The 20,607-nt window shown below is 46.8% G+C and carries 18 protein-coding genes and 7 pseudogenes; 21 read left to right on the top strand and 4 right to left on the bottom strand.

Going from position 1 to position 20,607, the window contains the following annotated elements; translation table 11 throughout:
* Window positions 1-181: 181 nt before the first annotated feature.
* Complete coding sequence (gene fimE / locus HBM92_RS20965) at window positions 182-778, bottom strand: type 1 fimbria switch DNA invertase FimE (protein ID WP_000044711.1); 597 nt, start codon at window positions 776-778, stop codon at window positions 182-184.
* A gap of 477 nt (window positions 779-1,255) precedes the next feature.
* Window positions 1,256-1,675: pseudogene (gene fimB, locus HBM92_RS20970) on the bottom strand (type 1 fimbria switch DNA invertase FimB); the annotation flags it as partial.
* Between the two features lie 87 nt (window positions 1,676-1,762).
* Between fimB (HBM92_RS20970) and HBM92_RS20975 the strand changes: the two are divergent.
* A complete protein-coding gene (locus tag HBM92_RS20975) occupies window positions 1,763-2,281 on the top strand; it encodes a ClbS/DfsB family four-helix bundle protein (protein ID WP_000115885.1) in 519 nt (172 codons plus the stop codon).
* A gap of 18 nt (window positions 2,282-2,299) precedes the next feature.
* Window positions 2,300-3,520 (top strand): ISL3-like element ISEc53 family transposase, encoded by a 1,221-nt coding sequence (locus tag HBM92_RS20980; protein ID WP_001546343.1) that lies wholly within the window; start codon window positions 2,300-2,302, stop codon window positions 3,518-3,520.
* 27 nt (window positions 3,521-3,547) lie between these two features.
* On the opposite strand, the pseudogene fimB (HBM92_RS20985) reads toward HBM92_RS20980, so the two are convergent.
* Window positions 3,548-3,751, bottom strand: a pseudogene (gene fimB / locus HBM92_RS20985) (type 1 fimbria switch DNA invertase FimB); the annotation flags it as partial.
* A gap of 1,453 nt (window positions 3,752-5,204) precedes the next feature.
* Between fimB (HBM92_RS20985) and nanC the strand changes: the two are divergent.
* The 4 genes and pseudogenes from nanC to HBM92_RS25495 form a co-directional block, all read left to right on the top strand.
* Window positions 5,205-5,921, top strand: a complete 717-nt coding sequence (gene nanC / locus HBM92_RS20990; protein ID WP_001295734.1) for an N-acetylneuraminic acid outer membrane channel NanC — start codon at window positions 5,205-5,207, stop codon at window positions 5,919-5,921.
* A gap of 19 nt (window positions 5,922-5,940) precedes the next feature.
* Complete coding sequence (gene nanM, locus HBM92_RS20995) at window positions 5,941-7,047, top strand: N-acetylneuraminate epimerase (protein WP_001295733.1); 1,107 nt, start codon at window positions 5,941-5,943, stop codon at window positions 7,045-7,047.
* A gap of 63 nt (window positions 7,048-7,110) precedes the next feature.
* A complete protein-coding gene (locus tag HBM92_RS21000) occupies window positions 7,111-8,091 on the top strand; it encodes a sialate O-acetylesterase (protein WP_000991462.1) in 981 nt (326 codons plus the stop codon).
* 109 nt (window positions 8,092-8,200) lie between these two features.
* A pseudogene (locus HBM92_RS25495) lies at window positions 8,201-8,406 on the top strand (restriction endonuclease); the annotation flags it as partial.
* A 267-nt stretch (window positions 8,407-8,673) separates the two neighbouring features.
* Here the strand turns inward: HBM92_RS25495 and yjhR are convergent.
* Window positions 8,674-9,780 (bottom strand): annotated as a pseudogene (gene yjhR / locus HBM92_RS21005) (helicase YjhR); the annotation flags it as partial.
* A gap of 62 nt (window positions 9,781-9,842) precedes the next feature.
* On the opposite strand from yjhR, the pseudogene HBM92_RS21010 reads away from it, so the two are divergent.
* The 15 genes and pseudogenes from HBM92_RS21010 to HBM92_RS21075 all read left to right on the top strand — a co-directional run bounded on the left by HBM92_RS21010 (window position 9,843) and on the right by HBM92_RS21075 (window position 20,605).
* Window positions 9,843-11,012 (top strand): annotated as a pseudogene (locus HBM92_RS21010) (IS3-like element ISEc52 family transposase).
* Between the two features lie 61 nt (window positions 11,013-11,073).
* Window positions 11,074-11,187: a hypothetical protein gene (locus HBM92_RS25500; RefSeq protein WP_228940813.1), complete on the top strand. Its 114-nt coding sequence runs from the start codon at window positions 11,074-11,076 to the stop codon at window positions 11,185-11,187.
* 376 nt (window positions 11,188-11,563) lie between these two features.
* The gene (locus tag HBM92_RS21020) at window positions 11,564-11,821 is read left to right on the top strand and encodes a YjhX family toxin (protein WP_001054379.1); all 258 of its coding nucleotides are present in this window, start codon (window positions 11,564-11,566) and stop codon (window positions 11,819-11,821) included.
* 11 nt (window positions 11,822-11,832) lie between these two features.
* Window positions 11,833-12,380: pseudogene (locus tag HBM92_RS21025) on the top strand (GNAT family N-acetyltransferase).
* 55 nt (window positions 12,381-12,435) lie between these two features.
* Window positions 12,436-13,182 (top strand): SAM-dependent methyltransferase, encoded by a 747-nt coding sequence (locus tag HBM92_RS21030; protein ID WP_000354249.1) that lies wholly within the window; start codon window positions 12,436-12,438, stop codon window positions 13,180-13,182.
* 127 nt (window positions 13,183-13,309) lie between these two features.
* Window positions 13,310-13,570, top strand: a complete 261-nt coding sequence (locus HBM92_RS21035) for a zinc ribbon domain-containing protein (protein ID WP_000077645.1) — start codon at window positions 13,310-13,312, stop codon at window positions 13,568-13,570.
* 37 nt (window positions 13,571-13,607) lie between these two features.
* Window positions 13,608-13,724 (top strand): annotated as a pseudogene (locus tag HBM92_RS25145) (VOC family protein); the annotation flags it as partial.
* A gap of 244 nt (window positions 13,725-13,968) precedes the next feature.
* Window positions 13,969-15,090, top strand: coding sequence for a M42 family metallopeptidase (locus HBM92_RS21040; RefSeq protein WP_000010833.1), 1,122 nt, complete (start codon window positions 13,969-13,971; stop codon window positions 15,088-15,090).
* The gene (sgcB, locus tag HBM92_RS21045) at window positions 15,087-15,365 is read left to right on the top strand and encodes a PTS sugar transporter subunit IIB SgcB (RefSeq protein WP_000722973.1); all 279 of its coding nucleotides are present in this window, start codon (window positions 15,087-15,089) and stop codon (window positions 15,363-15,365) included. The genes HBM92_RS21040 and sgcB overlap by 4 nt, the downstream gene beginning before the upstream one ends.
* 11 nt (window positions 15,366-15,376) lie before the next feature.
* Window positions 15,377-16,690 carry a PTS sugar transporter subunit IIC SgcC gene (gene sgcC, locus HBM92_RS21050; protein ID WP_000460845.1) on the top strand — a complete coding sequence of 438 codons (1,314 nt, stop codon included), beginning with the start codon at window positions 15,377-15,379 and terminating at the stop codon, window positions 16,688-16,690.
* Window positions 16,691-16,702: 12 nt separating this feature from the next.
* Entirely contained in the window at window positions 16,703-17,509 is an 807-nt protein-coding gene (gene sgcQ / locus HBM92_RS21055; RefSeq protein WP_000118626.1) for a BtpA family protein SgcQ, read from the top strand.
* 130 nt (window positions 17,510-17,639) lie between these two features.
* Window positions 17,640-18,071, top strand: coding sequence for an SgcA family PTS sugar transporter subunit IIA (gene sgcA / locus HBM92_RS21060; RefSeq protein WP_000606405.1), 432 nt, complete (start codon window positions 17,640-17,642; stop codon window positions 18,069-18,071).
* 11 nt (window positions 18,072-18,082) lie between these two features.
* On the top strand, window positions 18,083-18,715 hold the full coding sequence (locus HBM92_RS21065; protein WP_000600624.1) for a ribulose-phosphate 3 epimerase family protein: 633 nt from the start codon (window positions 18,083-18,085) through the stop codon (window positions 18,713-18,715).
* A 16-nt stretch (window positions 18,716-18,731) separates the two neighbouring features.
* Window positions 18,732-19,514 (top strand): DeoR/GlpR family DNA-binding transcription regulator, encoded by a 783-nt coding sequence (locus HBM92_RS21070; protein WP_000082779.1) that lies wholly within the window; start codon window positions 18,732-18,734, stop codon window positions 19,512-19,514.
* A 302-nt stretch (window positions 19,515-19,816) separates the two neighbouring features.
* Window positions 19,817-20,605: an IclR family transcriptional regulator gene (locus tag HBM92_RS21075; protein ID WP_000251800.1), complete on the top strand. Its 789-nt coding sequence runs from the start codon at window positions 19,817-19,819 to the stop codon at window positions 20,603-20,605.
* Window positions 20,606-20,607 lie beyond the last annotated feature (2 nt).

Genomic DNA, 20,607 nt, shown 5'->3' on the forward strand with positions numbered 1-20,607 from the left:
GAGGTGATGTGAAATTAATTTACAATAGAAATAATTTACATATCAAACAGTTAGATGCTTTTTGTCGTTTTTTAATATTTTTATGCTTGAGAAAAATACGTAACTTATTTATGATATGGACAGTTTGGCCCCAATTGTCTTGTATTTATTTGTTTTTTAACTTTATTATCAATAAGTTAAATCAAACCTCTTCTCTTTTTAATTTTTCGTTTATGAGATTATTTCTTTCCCATAATCCGGCAAAACGAGCAGCATTACTGGCGGTATAACGCACAGTATGGCGAATATTTCGATGCCCGAGATAATCCTGAATTAAACGAGTATCTGCACCACGCTCCGCCAGTTCATAACCGCAAGCATGCCTTAACATATGAGGATGAGTCTGCGTTACGGTTCCAGCTTCAATACCGGCATCGCGAATAATGCGATAGGCCTGCTGGCGAGAAAGCCGACTCCCGCGGCGAGAAATAAATATAGCGTCAGTCCGGTCAGCGCCTTTCCAGTTAGCACGTTCCTGGGTCCAGCGTTCCACGGCTTCACGCTCATCAAAACGTAACGGGTGAACGGTAGAAAATCCGTTCTTCAGTCGGCGAATATTTATTCTACCTTCATTAAGGTCAAGGTCCTGATAATGCAGATCAAGCAGTTCACTAATACGCATCCCATGCCGATATGCCAACAGAATAAGACAATAATCTCTGGCTCCCGTTGCCCCGTAACAAACCGCCTGCATCATGGCCTGAACTTCTTTACCGGTAAGATAACGACGTTTACTCACAATAGTAGTACTCCTAACTGAGATATATTTGAATGAATACCTATAGGAAACCTCAATCGGTCAAAATTAGCCCAATAGATAAAAAGATAACCACACACGGAGTGATGTGGCTATCAGTCAATTACATTAAATATCATACAAAAATAAAATATCACTGATGTGACAACATCTATTTTCATTGATTTGATTCAATATAACAATAGATTGCAGTGGATTAACTTCCAGTTGCTTAAAAAATAAAGAAAAAAGTGCGGAAACAGGAGAATTTAAGTGATGTGTAAATTTATGAATGATTTTGTTTATTTATTTTGAAGAACATAAACCATTGTATTTTGTATGGATATGGTTAACTTAATGTTTATTATGAAAATTAATAATCACACTTACAATAACATCAATTAATAAATGGTTAATCATTTTTGATATATCGTAAGAATAATGTAGTTTTAAACACCATCCCTGGTATCTCAACTATCTCTATAAAACAGCGTGACGCTGTCGTCCTCTGGCTCTATCCCAGATGCCGTAAAAACGCCCTGCATTGCTGGCGGTATACCAGACAGTATGACGAATATTGCGATGCCCAAGATAATCCTGGATAAGTCGCGTATCTATTCCCATATTCGCCAAAGCAAAACCACACGAATGGCGTAACATGTGCGGATGAATCTCCAGTGACAACCCGGCATTACCACCGGAAGTCGAGATAATATGGTAAAACTGTTGCCGAGAAAGCGGATTTCCCTTACGAGATAAAAATACCCACTCGCTCTCAGCATGCGGGTACGAAGTACGGATACTCAACCAGTTTTTTAAAGCCTGAACTTCTTTGTTCAATAGCGGATGCGTTGTTGAAAAGCCTTTTTTTAATCGATGGATATATATGGGTCTTCCCCTGTTGTGGTGGGTGGTACATAATTGAGTGATTTTCAAACACCACACAGTACCTTTATGGTGTCTCTTTTTACATGAGAGGGAATTCTTATGAGTGTGCCGCAAACAAAAGCTGAACTGCTTTTAGCTATTGATAAAAATTTTAGTAAATTAATTAGTTACCTCAACACAATCCCACCAGAAATTACTTCAGATAAATCAATGGACGGACACGCCAAAGGAACGGAGATGAGTGTTCGTGATCTCGTTTCGTATCTGCTTGGATGGAATGCTCTTGTTGTAAAGTGGATCGCTTCTGATGCTAAAGGTCTGCCTGTCGATTTTCCGGAAACTGGCTATAAATGGAATCAGCTTGGCCTTCTTGCTCAAAAATTTTACTCAGATTACAGTGAGTTAAGTTATGAGTTGTTAGTAGCTGAACTTCAGACTGTAAAAAATGAGATTGTGAACCTTATTAATGATCGTACCGATGATATTTTGTATGGAAGACCATGGTACACAAAATGGACGATGGGGAGAATGATCTCATTTAACACATCTTCGCCTTACGCCAACGCTAATGGAAGATTAAGAAAGTGGGCAAAAAATAATAATATCAGTTTAAAGTAAGCTTCAGAATGAAATTATATGGACGAAAAATCCCTCTATGCCCATATCCTTAACCTGACTGCACCATGGCAGGTTAAATCCCTTACCCTCGATGAAAATGCAGGTTCCGTTACTGTTACAGTCGGAATTGCTGAAAATACTCAGTTAACCTGTCCGACCTGCAGGAAATCCTGTTCTGTTCACGATCACCGACATCGTAAATGGCGCCACCTTGATACCTGCCAGTTCATGACATTAGTAGAAACCGATGTTCCCCGCGTTATGTGCCCGGAGCATGGCTGCCAGACTCTGCCTGTACCGTGGGCAGGTTCCGGCAGTCGGTACACTCTGCTGTTCGAATCGTTCGTGCTCTCATGGCTTAAAATCAGCACCGTTGATGCGGTCAGAAAACAACTTAAACTTAGCTGGAATGCCGTTGACGGCATCATGACCCGCGCGGTTAAGCGAGGCCTGTCGCGGATTAAAAAGCCTTTATCAGTGCGTCATATGAATGTAGACGAAGTCGCCTTTAAAAAAGGGCATAGGTATATAACCGTGGTATCTGATCGCGACGGGCGGGCACTGGCATTAACCGATGATCGTGGCACAGAGAGTCTTGCCAGCTATCTCCGTTCGCTTACTGACAGTCAGTTGTTGGCCATCAAAACACTGTCGATGGACATGAATGCGGGCTATATAAGAGCAGCGCGTATCCATTTACCCAATGCGGTCGAGAAAATCGCCTTCGATCGCTTCCATGTGGCGAAGCAACTGGGCGAAGTGGTTGATAAAACCCGCCAGAATGAACATCCGCACCTCCCTGTTGAAAGTCGTCGTCAGGCCAAAGGTACCCGCTTCCTGTGGCAGTACAGCGACAAATGGATGACTGAGTCCCGGCAGGAAAAGCTGATGTGGTTGCGGGAACAGATGCAACAGACAAGCCAGTGCTGGACACTGAAAGAGCTGGCAAAAAATATCTGGGATCGCCCCTGGAGCACAGAACGCAGGAATGACTGGTTGCAGTGGATATCGCTGGCGTCTGAATGTGATGTGCCGATGATGAAAAACGCAGCGAAAACCATTAAAAAACGGTTATACGGAATACTGAATGCAATGCGTCATCGCGTCTCGAATGGAAATGCGGAGGCGCTGAACAGCAAGATCAGACTGCTGAGGATAAAGGCCAGGGGATACCGAAACCGGGAACGCTTTAAACTGGGAGTTATGTTCCACTATGGGAAACTGAATATGGCGTACTGAGTCTTCCCACCATGATCGGGGAAGACCCATATATATACACTTTGCCTTAAGATCAATATCCGAAATCCTCAATCGACAAATTTCACTCGCCCGGAAACCATGAATAAAACAAAGCAAAGTCAGACAATAATTACGTGCTGCATGAGGCCCGGTATTTGCTGCTTTAAGGAGTGATTCGATTTCACTATGGGTCAGGAAGTTCCTTTTTTTGTTATCAGCCTTATTCTTCATCGTTTTTCCCTTAGAATTACAGACGCGCACTAGCTGTGCTGGGTTAGCAATAATCCAACATTTTTATCCTGATTATGTTTATAAAAGCGAACGTTTGCTTAATAACTAACGTAAGTGGACCAGTTCTTCTGAGTGAACTTAAATGGAGTAGCGATAGTTACTTATAATAACTTTGCCATACAAACGCCATGCTCTTGCATGCTATGTACCTTTATATATTTATCAATCGGATACGAATCTAATAATAACCCTCATCATTAATGCAACTAATCTTATCTATATATCATGTGATATGTTCTGTAACAAGTAAAATCAACATAAAAAATTCAGCAAAATTTAATATTCGTTCAACTAGCCGTCTCACATATGACATTATTAGTCAACTCCATTTACCACAAAATGGCTATTTCATGGAACGCAGTAATTTCTTAGTGGCTATTATCAAGCTAATTCTTAGGTCCCTAGCGATTATTCCTGGCTGGTTCGTCAGTTTAGGTCATGAGATTGTTACATTCCTTTTTATCCTGGAGATATGGGGGAACGCAGGCGACGCTTTTTCATCTACATCCGTTGGTAAATATGGCTTTGGTCACTACGACTTAAACCCTCCTCAATCACAGCTACTCGCCGGGCGATATGGCAAACAAACTAATTGAAACATCATCCTGAAAACACCAGCATCAACAAGCCTCTCCAGATCGACATCAGGAGTGACCAGTTACAAGCCACAAACCAAGAAACATATTTCATGATGAGAATTATGCTCAGCCTGATGGCGGGTAAACACTTATTTTCACCAAGCTCACTGAGTTAGCTTGCAAAGCTTTCTTTGTTTATATTCTAAATAAATTATTTATAAAACATATAGTTAAAAGAAAATCTTTAGTTTTTGAAGACCACCGCAAGTGTTCGTCTGGCTTCACATGGCATCTGCCTCTTAGAAAAAGATCGACATATTTTGTGACACGAATTGCAAATCTGGTTTTGTTGTATGGATTGCGTGATTTTTGATCTGGTATAACAGGTATAAAGGTGCACCACGATAGTCAATGAAACTGGGCATCTCGCAATCTATGGCAAACATCACTTCAGTTCTTTCTCATCGGGTGATGAAAACGCACTTCAGTCTGAAAGGAATATGAAAATGAGATCAACAGACACTCTATTTTATGACTCTGGGTAAAATGGATTGAGTAAGCGATATAGCTTACGAAAATTCAAATCAATTAAACATCAGCAGAGATTTTATACTCAGGTATTTAATCTGGCTCTCTGTTTATTTAAATAATGTGGAAAGAGATTTTTCACAGGAGACATTATACAAAAAATATAAAATACAGCTACCCGTTGCCAAAGACACTATAAGCCTGGCAAAAAATATTACACAACATAAATGCTAATTGTTTATGCGGGCTTTGTATTGCTTTCTGTATCCTACAAATGAGTGAAATTTATGAAAAAGGCTAAAATACTTTCTGGCGTATTATTACTGTGCTTTTCGTCCCCATTAATTTCTCAGGCTGCGACACTGGACGTACGTGGTGGATATCGTAGTGGAAGCCACGCCTATGAGACTCGACTCAAAGTCAGTGAGGGATGGCAAAATGGATGGTGGGCAAGCATGGAAAGTAATACCTGGAATACCATTCATGATAATAAAAAGGAAAATGCCGCACTCAATGATGTTCAGGTTGAAGTTAATTACGCAATTAAACTTGATGATCAATGGACGGTACGCCCGGGAATGTTAACGCATTTTAGCAGCAACGGCACACGTTACGGACCCTACGTAAAACTGTCCTGGGACGCGACAAAAGATCTTAATTTTGGCATTCGCTATCGTTACGACTGGAAAGCTTACCGACAACAAGACTTATCCGGTGATATGTCTCGTGATAACGTTCATCGTTGGGATGGATATGTCACTTACCATATTAATAGTGATTTCACCTTCGCATGGCAAACGACGCTATACAGCAAACAGAACGATTATCGCTATGCAAACCATAAGAAATGGGCGACGGAAAATGCATTTGTTCTACAATACCATATGACGCCCGATATTACGCCATACATAGAATATGACTACCTTGACCGTCAGGGTGTTTACAACGGCAGAGATAATTTATCGGAAAACAGTTATCGCATTGGTGTGTCATTTAAACTGTAGTAGACAGGAGACAGTCACAATGAATAAAACAATAACGGCGCTTGCTATCATGATGGCTTCATTTGCCGCAAACGCGTCTGTATTACCGGAAACTCCTGTGCCATTTAAAAGTGGTACCGGAGCAATTGATAACGACACTGTCTACATTGGTTTAGGTAGCGCAGGTACGGCATGGTACAAGCTGGATACACAGGCCAAAGATAAAAAATGGACAGCGTTAGCTGCATTCCCTGGTGGACCAAGAGATCAAGCAACCTCGGCATTTATTGATGGTGATCTGTATGTGTTTGGCGGCATTGGCAAAAATAGCAAGGGCTTGACTCAGGTATTTAATGACGTACACAAATACAACCCCAAAACCAATAGCTGGGTTAAATTGATGTCGCACGCGCCAATGGGCATGGCGGGCCATGTGACTTTTGTACACAACGGCAAAGCTTATGTTACTGGCGGTGTTAACCAGAATATCTTCAATGGCTATTTTGAAGATCTCAACGAGGCTGGAAAAGATTCAACCGCTATAGATAAAATCAACGCTCACTATTTTGACAAAAAAGCAGAAGATTATTTCTTCAATAAGTTTCTGTTGTCTTTTGATCCCTCAACCCAGCAATGGAGTTACGCTGGCGAATCTCCCTGGTACGGAACGGCTGGTGCGGCGGTTGTGAATAAAGGTGATAAAACCTGGCTTATTAATGGCGAAGCCAAACCCGGATTGCGAACGGATGCCGTATTTGAACTTGATTTCACCGGTGATAATTTAAAATGGAATAGGCTTGCTCCCGTCTCATCACCAGATGGCGTCGCTGGCGGTTTTGCGGGGATAAGCAATGATTCTCTTATATTTGCCGGAGGGGCCGGATTCAAAGGTTCACGAGAAAATTACCAGAACGGTAAGAACTATGCGCATGAAGGCCTGAAAAAATCATATAGCACTGATATTCATCTTTGGCATAACGGGAAATGGGATAAATCGGGTGAATTATCGCAAGGTCGGGCCTACGGAGTATCATTGCCCTGGAATAATAGTCTATTGATTATTGGCGGTGAATCTGCAGGCGGCAAAGCGGTGACGGATTCAGTTTTGATCTCTGTGAAGGATAATAAAGTCACAGTACAAAACTAACGCTTCAGGGCCCCGGTAAAGGGCCCTGCTATCAATTTGTCATTTCAATTACGCGAAAATTATATGAACGCAATAATATCGCCCAATTATTACTATGTTCTTACCGTTGCTGGTCAGTCTAATGCCATGGCGTATGGCGAAGGACTGCCATTACCGGACAGGGAAGATGCGCCTCATCCCAGAATCAAACAATTAGCGAGATTTACGCATACGCATCCCGGAGGCCCGCCATGTCACTTTAACGACATTATTCCACTGACTCACTGCCCACACGATGTTCAGGATATGCAGGGTTATCACCATCCTCTGGCAACGAATCATCAAACACAGTACGGCACCGTTGGCCAGGCACTGCATATTGCACGGAAATTACTGCCCTTCATTCCTGATAATGCAGGGATTCTCATCGTCCCGTGTTGCCGTGGCGGATCGGCTTTTACCGCGGGCAGCGAGGGGACATATTCAGAACGGCACGGAGCCAGCCATGATGCTTGTCGTTGGGGAACGGATACCCCGCTCTACCAGGATTTAGTCAGCAGAACGCGAGCCGCACTGGCAAAAAATCCGCATAACAAATTCCTCGGCGTATGCTGGATGCAAGGCGAATTTGACTTAATGACCAGTGACTACGCGTCACACCCTCAACACTTTAATCATATGGTTGAAGCCTTTCGTAGGGATCTAAAACAATTCCATTCTCAGCTTAATAATATTACTGCCGCGCCGTGGTTTTGCGGCGATACCACCTGGTACTGGAAAGAAAATTTCCCTCATGCGTATGAAGCTATTTATGGCAATTATCAAAATAATGTTTTAGCCAATATTATTTTCGTCGACTTCCAGCAACAAGGTGAAAGAGGACTGACGAACGCGCCTGATGAAGATCCGGACGATTTAAGCACGGGATATTTCGGTTCAGCGTACCGGTCAGCGGAGAACTGGACGACGTCACTGCGAAGCAGTCATTTCAGCGCGGCAGCCCGTCGGGGGATTATTTCTGACAGATTTGTAGAAGCAATTTTGCAGTTTTGGCGCGAAAGGTGAGCGGGGAGTTTATTCATGGGGGATGTCCTTGTCCATTCCCAGAGCAGACAACAAAAAACAAATGAGATCAAGGTAATATCTCTTCACTTGCGGGCTCGAACAGCAGGCAATTGCCAATATAATAATCTGGCACAAGGGTGAAAAACGCGCACCGCATAAACCGTTGTTATTGCTTACAGATTAGCCGGATGCCTTAATAGACATCCGCGCCTTTTCGGTTATGGCTCGGAAATCTACGAACATCTACACAGTTTACTGGAACGTTTTGGGCCACAGCGTTCGCAGCACCGTCCTGATATGCCGTTCTGGCGATTATAAGTCGACGGATTCTGGCAAATAGACGATGATGATATGCTTAATGATGTTCAAAGAAATTAGGCCATTATTATATTATTGCTTGCATTTTCTTTCATTCCTAAAAGCACCCGCCATTAATCCCAGGCGCATTATGCAAAGGAAAATGATTAGGTAAACAATAAGATTTATAATCAGGAAAGGCGACTCGCAATAAAACGGAAAGTCGCCTTAACATTGGTAAAATATGCCCTTTACTACTCCTGTATCATGAACGGCTCATCACATTTAAAGCTGACGTTGATCCAGACTACCATATATTGCCTTTATTTCATTTTTTACGCCTTCGCCACGGTACACCAAAGACGTATCGTATCGTTGATACTTATCTTCCCGTGCAGCACTGAACCAGTTAAAAGATCCGACACACAGCAGTTCTTCATCCTCAATCACAATTTTGCTGTGGACACGATTAACCAATTTCGTAGCGATACCCATCTTATTGAGCTTTTCAACAGCATCATTCAGCAGATGTTGTTTCTCCTGACGCTTATCATCATCGACATGCGCTATATTGCAGTTTTTATCCGTCACCACGGTAATATCAATGCCCCGGGAACGGGCCAAAGCCATTGATGCCAGAAATCCCGTTTGCTCCACTTTTTGCCAAGATAACCAAGGGGAAATAATCGTTATTTTCTTTTGAGCTCCGGCAAGAGTCTTGTTCAAAAATCCATCATGCTGCTCCACACCATGCAGCGTTGAAATTTGTGTATGTGCGGAAATTAAATCCTGTCGTTTCTGAAACTCAAATTGCAACGCATTATTATCTGAAGAAAAGAGATATTTTGCCAATAACCCTCGCGGCGAAAATGCGGGCTGCATCTCGATAAGGTCCATATCGCCAAATACCAGAAAACTATCTTTAGCGCGTGAGACAGCAACATTGAGGATACTGCTGTTGCTATCAAGAAACCTGCCATCTTCATGTTTTGAGTAGACAGGAGAAAAGAGAACAATCGCCCTTTCCGCCCCCTGCAAGGAGTGCACAGTCCCCACTGTCAGTGAACCCTGCTCGTCTTTGCCATTAATTTCCAGCTTACGCAATGACGTTTTGATAGCATTAACCTGCGCCGAAAATGGCGTCACAACACCAACAACTTTGTACAGTGGTTCCCCGTAATGGCGCTCTATATCATCCTTATGTGCCACCAGCCATGCTGCTATTGTTTCAGCTTCAAGAGGGTTATAACGGCTTCCTCCATTTGGCTTCATGCCTCTACCATCAATATGTAAATATCCCATTGCGGGGAAAATCGTCCCTTTTTCCATCCCTCTTTTAGGCTGCAACTTACCGTGATAGCAAAGTGAGTTACAGTAGCCGATGAAGTGGTTTACTGAATTTGGCCACCTGAACAGAGGTGATATGCTCACCTCAGAACAACACAGGTGCCATAATGAAAAAAAGAAATTTCAGCGCAGAGTTTAAACGCGAATCCGCTCAACTGGTCGTTGACCAGAATTACACCGTGGCAGATGCAGCCAGCGCTATGGATGTCGGCCTTTCCACAATGACGCGATGGGTGAAACAATTACGTGATGAGCGGCAGGGAAAAACACCAAAAGCCTCCCCTATTACCCCGGAACAAATTGAAATCCGTGAGCTCAGGAAAAAGCTACAACGTATTGAAATGGAAAATGAAATATTAAAAAAGGCTACCGCGCTCTTGATGTCAGACTCCCTGAACAGTTCTCGATAATCGGGAAACTCAGGGCGCGTTATCCTGTGGCCACTCTCTGCCATGTGTTCGGGGTCCATCGCAGCAGCTACAAATACTGGAAAAACCGTCCTGAAAAGCCAGACGGCAGACGGGCTGTATTACGCAGCCAGGTACTTGAACTGCATGGCATCAGCCACGGCTCTGCCGGAGCAAGAAGCATCGCCACAATGGCAACCCAGAGAGGCTACCAGATGGGGCGCTGGCTTGCTGGCAGACTCATGAAAGAGCTGGGGCTGGTCAGCTGTCAGCAGCCGACTTACCGGTATAAACGTGGTGGTCATGAACATGTTGCTATCCCTAACTACCTTGAACGGCAGTTCGCCGTGACCGAGCCAAATCAGGTGTGGTGCGGTGATGTGACCTATATCTGGACGGGTAAGCGCTGGGCGTACCTCGCCGTTGTTCTCGACCTGTTCGCAAGAAAACCAGTGGGCTGGGCCATGTCGTTCTCGCCGGACAGCAGGCTTACCATGAAAGCACTGGAAATGGCATGGGAAACCCGTGGTAAGCCCGTCGGGGTGATGTTCCACAGCGATCAAGGCAGTCATTATACGAGCAGGCAGTTCCGGCAGTTACTGTGGAGATACCGGATCAGGCAGAGTATGAGTCGGCGTGGAAACTGCTGGGATAACAGCCCAATGGAGCGCTTCTTCAGGAGTCTGAAGAACGAATGGGTGCCGGCGACGGGCTATGTAAGCTTCAGCGATGCAGCTCACGCAATAACGGACTATATCGTTGGATATTACAGCGCACTAAGACCGCACGAATATAATGGTGGGTTACCACCAAACGAATCGGAAAATCGATACTGGAAAAAACTCTAACTCGGTGGCCAGTTTTTGTTGACCACTTCACTTATACTCGCCAGGGATATGCAATTGAAGCAATTACCGCCACGATTGACTGGATAAAAGAGAACGGTTTTTCACTCATCAAAGCCGGTGTGAATCCGGAAAATACCCTTTCAAAAAAATTACTTATCAGGATTGGCTTCAATTTTTCGAGCATCGAAGATGGGTGAGCATATTTATGTTCTGGATTAAACAAAAGGAGAATAATCTCCCGAAGGGAAAAGCCGATGAGGCCATTTCAGGCGTACTTCAACATGCATTCGTCAGTGTCATCTGCCTTTTCCAGTAAATGGGTTGGCATTCAATTTCCAAAGTACATCACACTTTTTCTACTGAAACATATCCCTCCTATAACTACGTGTTAATATTCGCTCCGTAAATACCTTTCAACTCAACCCGAGGCTTTGATGCTGGAGAATGTAATCATCCGATAATCAGTTCCCCGACCTTTTCAGGCCGGACTGATTATCAATGCGCCGAAATCGAATGCGGACACCGCGGTGTGTTTGCACGTTTTGCACATGATGATTAAACAGGTTCTTCAGTATGAATTTATCCCGTCAGGAACAACGTACGTTACACGTTCTCGCTAAAGGTGGACGTATTGCGCACGTCCGCGATTCTTCAGGCCGCGTCACTTCCGTTGAATGCTACAGCCGCGAAGGGCTGTTGCTGACCGACTGCACGCTCGCCGTCTTCAAAAAACTCAAAACCAAAAAACTTATCAAGTCCGTCAATGGTCAGCCCTATCGAATCAACACTACCGGGCTGAATAACGTTCGCGCTCAGCTCGATAATCGCTAAGGAGAGTTTCGATGACAGCACACCACTTCACTTTTCAAATCACAGATGAAAGTGATGCCAGTGATATCCGGGAAGTCGAAACCCGCGCATTTGGCTTCAGCAAAGAAGCCGATTTAACGGCCTCTTTACTTGAGGATGAAAGCGCGCGCCCTGCGTTATCGCTGCTGGCCCGACATGAAGGCAAAGCCGTCGGGCATATTTTATTTACCCGGGCAACCTTCAAAGGGGAAATGGATTCACCGCTGATGCATATCCTCGCTCCCCTGGCAGTCATACCGGAATACCAGGGGATGGGCGTGGGAGGACGGTTGATACGCACTGGCATCGAGCACCTGAGGTTGATGGGCTGCCAGACGGTTTTTGTTCTCGGCCACGCCACCTATTACCCCCGACATGGGTTCGAACCCTGTGCCGGAGACAAAGGCTATCCGGCACCTTATCCCATCCCGGAGGAGCACAAAGCCTGCTGGATGATGCAAGCACTCACCGCTCAGCCCATGAACGTGACCGGCCACATCCAGTGCGCGCAGGCCCTGATGAAACCGGAGCACTGGCGTGAATAACAATCTTGTTGTGCCCTTTTTAATGCTTAACCCAATAACAGGAATTAACTAATGGATATTCCACGTATTTTTACCATCAGTGAAAGCGAACACCGCATCCACAACCCGTTCACCGAAGAGAAGTACGCCACGCTGGGTCGCGTGCTGCGCATGAAACCAGAGACCCGAATTCTGGACCTCGGCAGCGGCTCGGGCGAGATGCTCTGCACCTGGGCCCGGGATCATGGCATTACGGGGACTGGAATCGACATGAGTTCGCTCTTCACCGCGCAGGCCAGACGCCGCGCGGAAGAACTCGGCGTCAGCGAACGCGTACATTTTATTCATAATGATGCGGCGGGTTACGTCGCCAATGAAAAATGTGACGTAGCAGCCTGCGTTGGCGCGACCTGGATTGCCGGAGGCTTTGCCGGGACAGTCGAACTGCTGGCGCAGAGCCTTAAACCGGGCGGGATCATGCTCATCGGTGAACCTTACTGGCGTCAGCTTCCGGCAACGGACGAGATAGCCCAGGCCTGTGGCGTCAGCTCGACGACCGATTTTCTGACGCTACCAGGGCTTGTCAGCGCGTTTGACGACCTCGGCTACGACGTGGTGGAAATGGTACTGGCGGACCAGGAAGGCTGGGACCGATATGAGGCCGCGAAATGGCTGACCATGCGCCGCTGGCTGGAGGCCAATCCTGACGATGACTTCGCCGCCGAAGTCAGGGCCGAGCTAAACATCTCGCCGAAACGCCACGTAACGTACGCGCGGGAATACTTTGGCTGGGGCGTGTTCGCACTCATCGCTAGGTAACAACAGGTTCCCGGTATTTCTGACTGGAGATACCGGGGGCTTAGCCTTTGCTTTAATCTGATGCATCACCTGCACAATACATATTCAGTATGTTTATTAATCAAGATGTCACCATAAGGAGCATCATATGTCACAACATGAACAGTTCTGTCAGGCTTGCGGAATGCCGATGTCGGCACCAGATGCACACAGTGCCAGTGATCAATATTGTGCGTACTGCAGCGACAGCAACGGCAATCTCAAACCCTGGGAAGAAGCGGTATCAGGTTTAGCCAGCTTCCTTGATTCCTGGCAAAAAGTCGGCCCGGAGGAAGCACATAAGCGTGCAAAACGTTATCTGACGGCAATGCCAGCCTGGGCTCATAAAGCGGAGAGTGATTTGAGCTGATTATCTATACTCCCTCTGAATCTATTCAGGAGATCCGATGTTTTCTTACATTATGCTGGGAACCAACGACCTGCCACGCGCCATTACATTCTAAGATCCGCTGATGGAGATGCTGGGGTATCCACGTGCAGGACGTAATGAAGAGGGAGCGTCCTGCAACAAAGTGGTGCGATAACAGTTACCGCGTTTTATTCATTCTCATTATTTCAACCATAATCACTGGTCTCTCTAGCCCGTAACTTTCACAAACGTTGAGCGCTTTTATTCCACTCGGCTCACATAATTTTTTATTTGTTCAGCTTTGCGCGTTTTCACGTGAACGTTCTCACAATTATTCGACCAGTCTGCGCCTATAAAACGCTCAACGAGTGATTGTTTTACGGTCTACGGAGATAGCTATGTCATTTTCTGTGCAGGAAACCCTGTTCTCGCTTTTGCAGCACAATGCGATTTCAGGACACGAAAACGCTGTCGCTGACGTCATGCTGTGCGAATTCAGGCGTCAGGCAAAAGAGGTCTGGCGAGACAGGCTTGGGAATGTCGTCGCGCGCTACGGTAGTGATAAACCCGATGCGCTGCGACTGATGATTTTTGCGCATATGGATGAAGTCGGTTTTATGGTGCGCAAAATAGAGCCTTCTGGATTTTTACGCTTTGAACGCGTAGGCGGTCCTGCGCAGGTCACTATGGCTGGATCCATCGTCACCCTCACCGGGGACAAAGGGCCAGTCATGGGGTGTATCGGCATTAAGTCCTACCACTTTGCCAAAGGCGACGAGCGCACGCAGTCACCTTCTGTCGACAAACTGTGGATTGATATTGGTGCCAAAGACAAAGACGACGCTATACGAATGGGCATTCAGGTCGGTACGCCTGTCACTCTGTATAACCCGCCGCAACTCCTGGCAAACGATCTGGTGTGCAGTAAAGCACTAGACGATCGTCTGGGCTGTACTGCCCTGCTCGGTGTAGCGGATGCTATCAGTACTACGGAGCTTGATATCGCCGTTTATCTGGTGGCTTCGGTACAGGAAGAATTTAATATCCGCGGCATTGTTCCCGTATTACGCCGTGTAAAACCTGACCTGGCGATTGGTATTGATATCACTCCATCGTGTGACACCCCTGATTTACACGATTATTCCGAGGTCAGGATTAATCAGGGCGTTGGGATCACCTGCCTGAACTACCATGGTCGGGGAACGCTGGCCGGATTAATCACGCCTCCTCGCCTGATACGGATGTTGGAACAGACGGCTCTTGAACACAACATTCCGGTGCAGCGAGAAGTGGCTCCCGGCGTGATAACAGAAACCGGTTATATCCAGGTTGAGCAGGATGGTATTCCCTGCGCCAGTCTCTCTATTCCTTGTCGCTATACCCATTCTCCGGCGGAGGTTGCCAGCCTGCGTGATTTGACTGATTGCATCCGCCTATTGACCGCTCTGGCAGGTATGTCAGCAGCACATTTCCCCGTTGAGCCTGATTCAGGCACTACACAAGAGGCACATCCATTATGAAAAAGATCCTTGTGGCATGCGGTACCGGCATGTCGACTTCAACCATGATTGCACACAAGCTGCAAGAGTTCCTGACTGAACAGGGCATTTCAGCCACTACCGCCCAATGCTGTCTGAATGAGATCCCTCTTAACTGTAACGGTATGGACCTTATTGTAACCTCCATGCGAACCAACAGTGATTACGGCATCCCTACGCTTAATGGCGCCGCCCTGCTCACAGGGATCAACGACGACGCGTTAAAACAACAAATCAAGGCTCTGTTAACTCAATAAAAGGAGGCATTATGTTTGATTACATCCTGTCTCTCGGCGGTACCGTTTTCGTCCCTATCATCATGATCGTGATTGGCCTTATCTTCCGCATCCCCTGGCTGCAGGCGATTAAGGCAGGGGTAACGGTTGGGATTGGTTTTGTCGGTATGGGACTGGTGATCGTCATGGCGATCGACAGCCTCAGTCCCCCTATCAAAGTGATGATTGAGCGTTTCGGCCTGGCCCTGCATGTCTTTGACGTTGGCGCAGGCCCTGCCTCCGGCGTTGGTTATGCGACAGCCATTGGCGCCATGATTATCCCAGTTATTTTTCTTCTCAATGTCGCCATGCTGGTCACCCGTCTGACCAAAACGATGAACGTCGATATTTACAATTACTGGCACTACGCCATTACGGGTACGGTGGTCCAGCTTATGACCGGTAGCCTGATTTATGGTGTGCTGGGGGCAATCTGCCATGCGGCGCTATCGTTAAAAATGGCCGACTGGACGGCAAAACGGGTACAGAACATCGTCGGGCTGGAAGGTATTTCGATACCGCAAGGCTACGGTTCCAGTTCAGTACCGCTTTTCGTTCTACTTGATGCTATCTATGAAAAAATCCCTTTCATGAAGGGACGCAATATCGATGCTCAGGAGATCCAGAAACGCTACGGCATGGTCGGCGATCCGGTGATTATCGGCGTAGTGCTCGGTCTGATTTTTGGCCTGGCGGCTGGTGAAGGCTTTAAAGGTTGCGCCAGTCTGATGATTACCGTTGCGGCAATCATGGTGCTGTTCCCGCGCATGATCCGCCTGATTGTTGAGGGCCTGATGCCCATCTCCGACGGTGCAAGAAAGTTCTTCCAGAAATATTTCAAAGGACGTGAAGTGTATATCGGTCTGGATACTGCTGTGACGCTGGGGCATCCAACCACCATTGCTGTCGGTCTGCTACTGATACCCATTATGTTAATTCTGGCCAGCATTTTACCGGGCAACAAAGTGTTACCCCTCGCAGACCTGCCGGTAGCACCGTTCTTTATCTGTATGGCTACGGTTATCCACCGCGGAGACCTGGTCAGGACGTTGATAAGCGGGGTCATCGTGATGATTACCGTCCTGCTGATCGCCACCCAGTTCGCGCCTTACTTCACTGAAATGGCGCTCAAAGGCGGTTTCAGTTTTGCCGGTGAAAGTGCGCAAATCTCAGCGTTGTCCGTGGGCAATATGTTCGGTTGGTCGATTTCTGAATTGATGTCGCTTGGGATTATTGGCGTTGTCGTGGCGGTCGGTATTGTCGCCAGCGTCGTGCTGTTCTTACGTAAACGTGAATTATCGGAATAAGGAGTACTTTCAATGAGTTGGCTGAAAGAGGTTATTGGGACGGAAAAAGCGGTCATCGCCATGTGCCATCTACGTGCATTGCCCGGCGACCCGAGTTTTGATGCGCAGTTGGGGATGAACTGGGTTATCGACAAAGCCTGGGACGATCTGATGGCGCTCCAAAATGGTGGGGTGGATGCAGTCATGTTCTCCAACGAGTTTAGTCTTCCCTATCTCACGAAGGTGCGTCCGGAAACCACTGCGGCAATGGCACGAATCATCGGGCAATTAATGAGCGATATCCGCATCCCGTTTGGCGTGAATGTTCTGTGGGATCCGGTCGCCTCATTCGACCTGGCGATGGCTACCGGCGCTAAGTTTATCCGCGAGATATTTACCGGTGCCTATGCCAGCGACTTTGGCGTCTGGGACACTAACGTCGGTGAGACCATCCGTCATCAACACCGGATTGGTGCAGGCGAAGTGAAAACCTTGTTCAATATCGTCCCAGAGGCCGCCGTGTATCTGGGCAATCGCGATATCTGTTCTATTGCTAAATCGACAGTATTTAACAACCATCCTGATGCGCTCTGTGTTTCTGGCCTGACCGCCGGGACGCGTACAGACAGCGCGCTGTTAAAACGGGTCAAAGAAACGGTGCCTGACACCGTCGTGTTGGCCAACACGGGCGTCTGCCTGGAAAACGTGGAGGAACAACTCAGTATCGCCGATGGCTGTGTGACCGCAACCACCTTTAAAAAGGACGGCGTTTTTGCCAATTTCGTTGACCAGGCGCGAGTCAGTCAGTTTATGGAGAAAGTGCATCATATACGCCGATAAGATAGGGATAAGCAGAGCGCTTATCCCCGGCAAAGAGCAATAACCCTTCTGCGATCCCTGCCGCCTTCGTCAAAAGTATCGACGGGGATCGCTACCAGATTAACCCGAATCGGCATGGAGTCAACGACGGATGATTAACGATATTAAATGGGTACAGGCACAACGTGAAGCCACCGACTGGCGTCAGGCCGTGGAAATCGCCACCCGCCCGCTGGTAGCCTATGGTGCCGCGCAGCCATGCTACGTTAATGGGATCATCGAAAATACCCTTAACTGGGGGCCTTATTATCTGATAGCCCCAGGAATCGCCTTGCCTCACGCCCGACCAGAGCAAGGCGCAAACTATAATCAGGTCAGTATCACCACGCTACGCACCCCGGTCGCCTTTGGTAACGAGGAGTGCGACCCCGTCTGGCTGCTTCTCTGCGTCAGCGCCACAGATGCCAACGCACATATTTTGACCATTCAGCGCATCAGCCAGTTTATTGATTCGCCACAACGCTTAGCGGCAGTGGGAAATGCCAGCACAGACGATGCACTGTTTGCGCTGGTATCAGGTTAACGGAGGCGCTTATGATCCTGCACCCTTCTCTCGCCAGCGCAAATCCTCTGCACTATGGTCGTGAGCTGACGGCATTGGACAATCTGGATTTTGGGAGCCTGCATCTGGATATTGAGGACAGCAGCTTCATTAACAACATTACGTTTGGGATGAAAACGGTGCAGGCCGTCGCCAGACAGACGCCTCATCCCTTGTCCTTTCATTTCATGGTTGCCCGGCCACAGCGCTGGTTTAACGCGCTGGCTGAAATCAGACCCGCGTGGATCTTCGTTCATGCAGAAACGCTGGACTATCCTTCGGAAACGTTAACTGAGATCCGCCATACCGGCGCACGAGCCGGACTGGTATTTAATCCGGCAACCCCGATCGACGCCTGGCGATATCTGGCGTCTGAGCTGGACGGAGTGATGGTGATGACCAGTGAGCCCGATGGGCAGGGACAGCGGTTTATTCCCTCCATGTGCGAGAAAATCCAAAAAGTACGCACGGCTTTTCCTCAGACCGAGTGCTGGGCCGACGGTGGAATTACGCTGGCAGCTGCACAGCAACTGGCAGCAGCCGGGGCGCAACATATGGTGATTGGGCGCGCCCTGTTCTCTTCATCTGACTATCGCGCGACCTTAGCTCAATTCGCCACCCTGTAAGAGGAGATTGTTTCTGATGAGCCAACAGAGACCTGACCGTATCAAACAGATGCTGCACTACCTGTGGCAACATCGTCACCTCTCCACACAGCAGGCCATGGAGCTTTTTGGCTATGCGGAAGCGACTGTCCGTCGTGATTTCCAGTATATTGCCAACCAGTATCCAGGCATGATCCGCGGTCACGGTTGCCTGGACTTCGACGACAGTACAGACGACAAAGAGTACGTCTTCGACGTGAAACGTACATTGCAATCTGTGGCGAAAAGAGAAATAGCTGCCCTTGCCCGAACAATGATCAAAGATGGCGACTGCTTTTTTCTCGACTCCGGCTCAACCTGCCTCGAACTGGCGAAATGCCTGGCCGATGCGCGGGTAAAGGTCATCTGCAACGACATTAAAATCGCCAATGAACTGGGCTGTTTTCCCCATGTGGAAAGTTACATTATCGGAGGACTGATTCGCCCAGGTTATTTTTCGGTAGGAGAGAGTCTGGCGCTGGAGATGATCAATGCCTTTTCCGTAGAACGTGCGTTTATCTCCTGCGATGCGCTGTCGCTGGAGACGGGGATCACCAATGCCACCATGTTTGAGGTCGGGGTGAAAACACGGATTATTCAACGCTCGCGTGAAGTTATTCTCATGGCCGATCACTCAAAATTTGATGCCGTTGAGCCGCATGCTGTAGCAACACTATCATGTATTAAAACGATCATCAGTGACAGCGGGTTACCTGAGACTATTGCACAGCGTTATCAGCGAGCCGGATGTCAGTTGTTTTTACCTCATTCAATAAAGTGATAAGTAAGTTCGTTCGAGAGGGATTTCAAGCAAAAATAATCAATGGCACCCAATAGAAAATATTGGCGATGCGCTCGAACGAATAAAGAAGCCCTATGCGCAATCCACACGCTACGATGTTGCAACAACACGCCATCTACTTTTTATTCTCATTCACTAAATGTGGTTGTTCTGGATTCATTATTCAAAGTGTGTACAAGATCACATTTAATCACTTCATTACAGTTCAGCATGCTGAACAAAGCATATTTTCCACTATGTAATGCCGATACCATTTATTCCATGAGCAAGAAGGAGCCATTATGGTTCGCAAAGGGTGTAATTCATTAGTCCGTGCTGAAAAAATATTAACCCACATTGCATGGGTTGGTATGGCAAGTTATATGGAGTTATTAAATAAATTCCAGTACCCCAAAAGCAGCCTGCTTAATTTATTGAATGTAATGGTGGAGTGTGGTTTCTTAATTAAAAACAAAAACGGCTACTATTCACTGGGAATAAAAAACTACGAATTGGGTTGTCAGGCGTTACACCGTCAAAATATATTTGAGGTGACTAAGCGGCCAATGCAGGAGTTGTCGCTGAAAAGTGGACTGGTTTGTCATCTTGGGGCGATGGAGAGCATTTCGGCTATCTATCTCGACAAGATCGAAAGTCCGGACTCTGTACCGACGAGCAAAAGCTGGATTGGCAAAAAACTTGAGTTGCATATTACCGCGTTGGGTAAGGCATTATTAGCCTGGAAGACACGAGAAGAACTGGATTATTTTTTAGAAGCACTCACGTTAACTCCACATACGCGCAATACATTTACCGATAAAAAATTGTTTCTGGAAGAATTACAAAAAACACGCCTTCGGGGATGGGCCATAGACAACGAAGAATCAACCTATGGGGCGGTATGTTTAAGTATGCCGGTATTCAATATGTATAACAGAGTTAACTATGCAATCTCACTTTCTGGCGATCCGGTAGTTTATTCAGGAAATAAGATAGACAGCTATCTGGAATTGCTCCGGAAATGCGCTGAGCAAATATCATATGGGCTGGGATACAGAAACGAAAATGAGCATTTACGAAAAGGAAACTGAGG

It is taken from the genome of Escherichia sp. E.sYA108 (assembly GCF_011754335.1).
GTDB lineage: Bacteria > Pseudomonadota > Gammaproteobacteria > Enterobacterales > Enterobacteriaceae > Escherichia > Escherichia coli.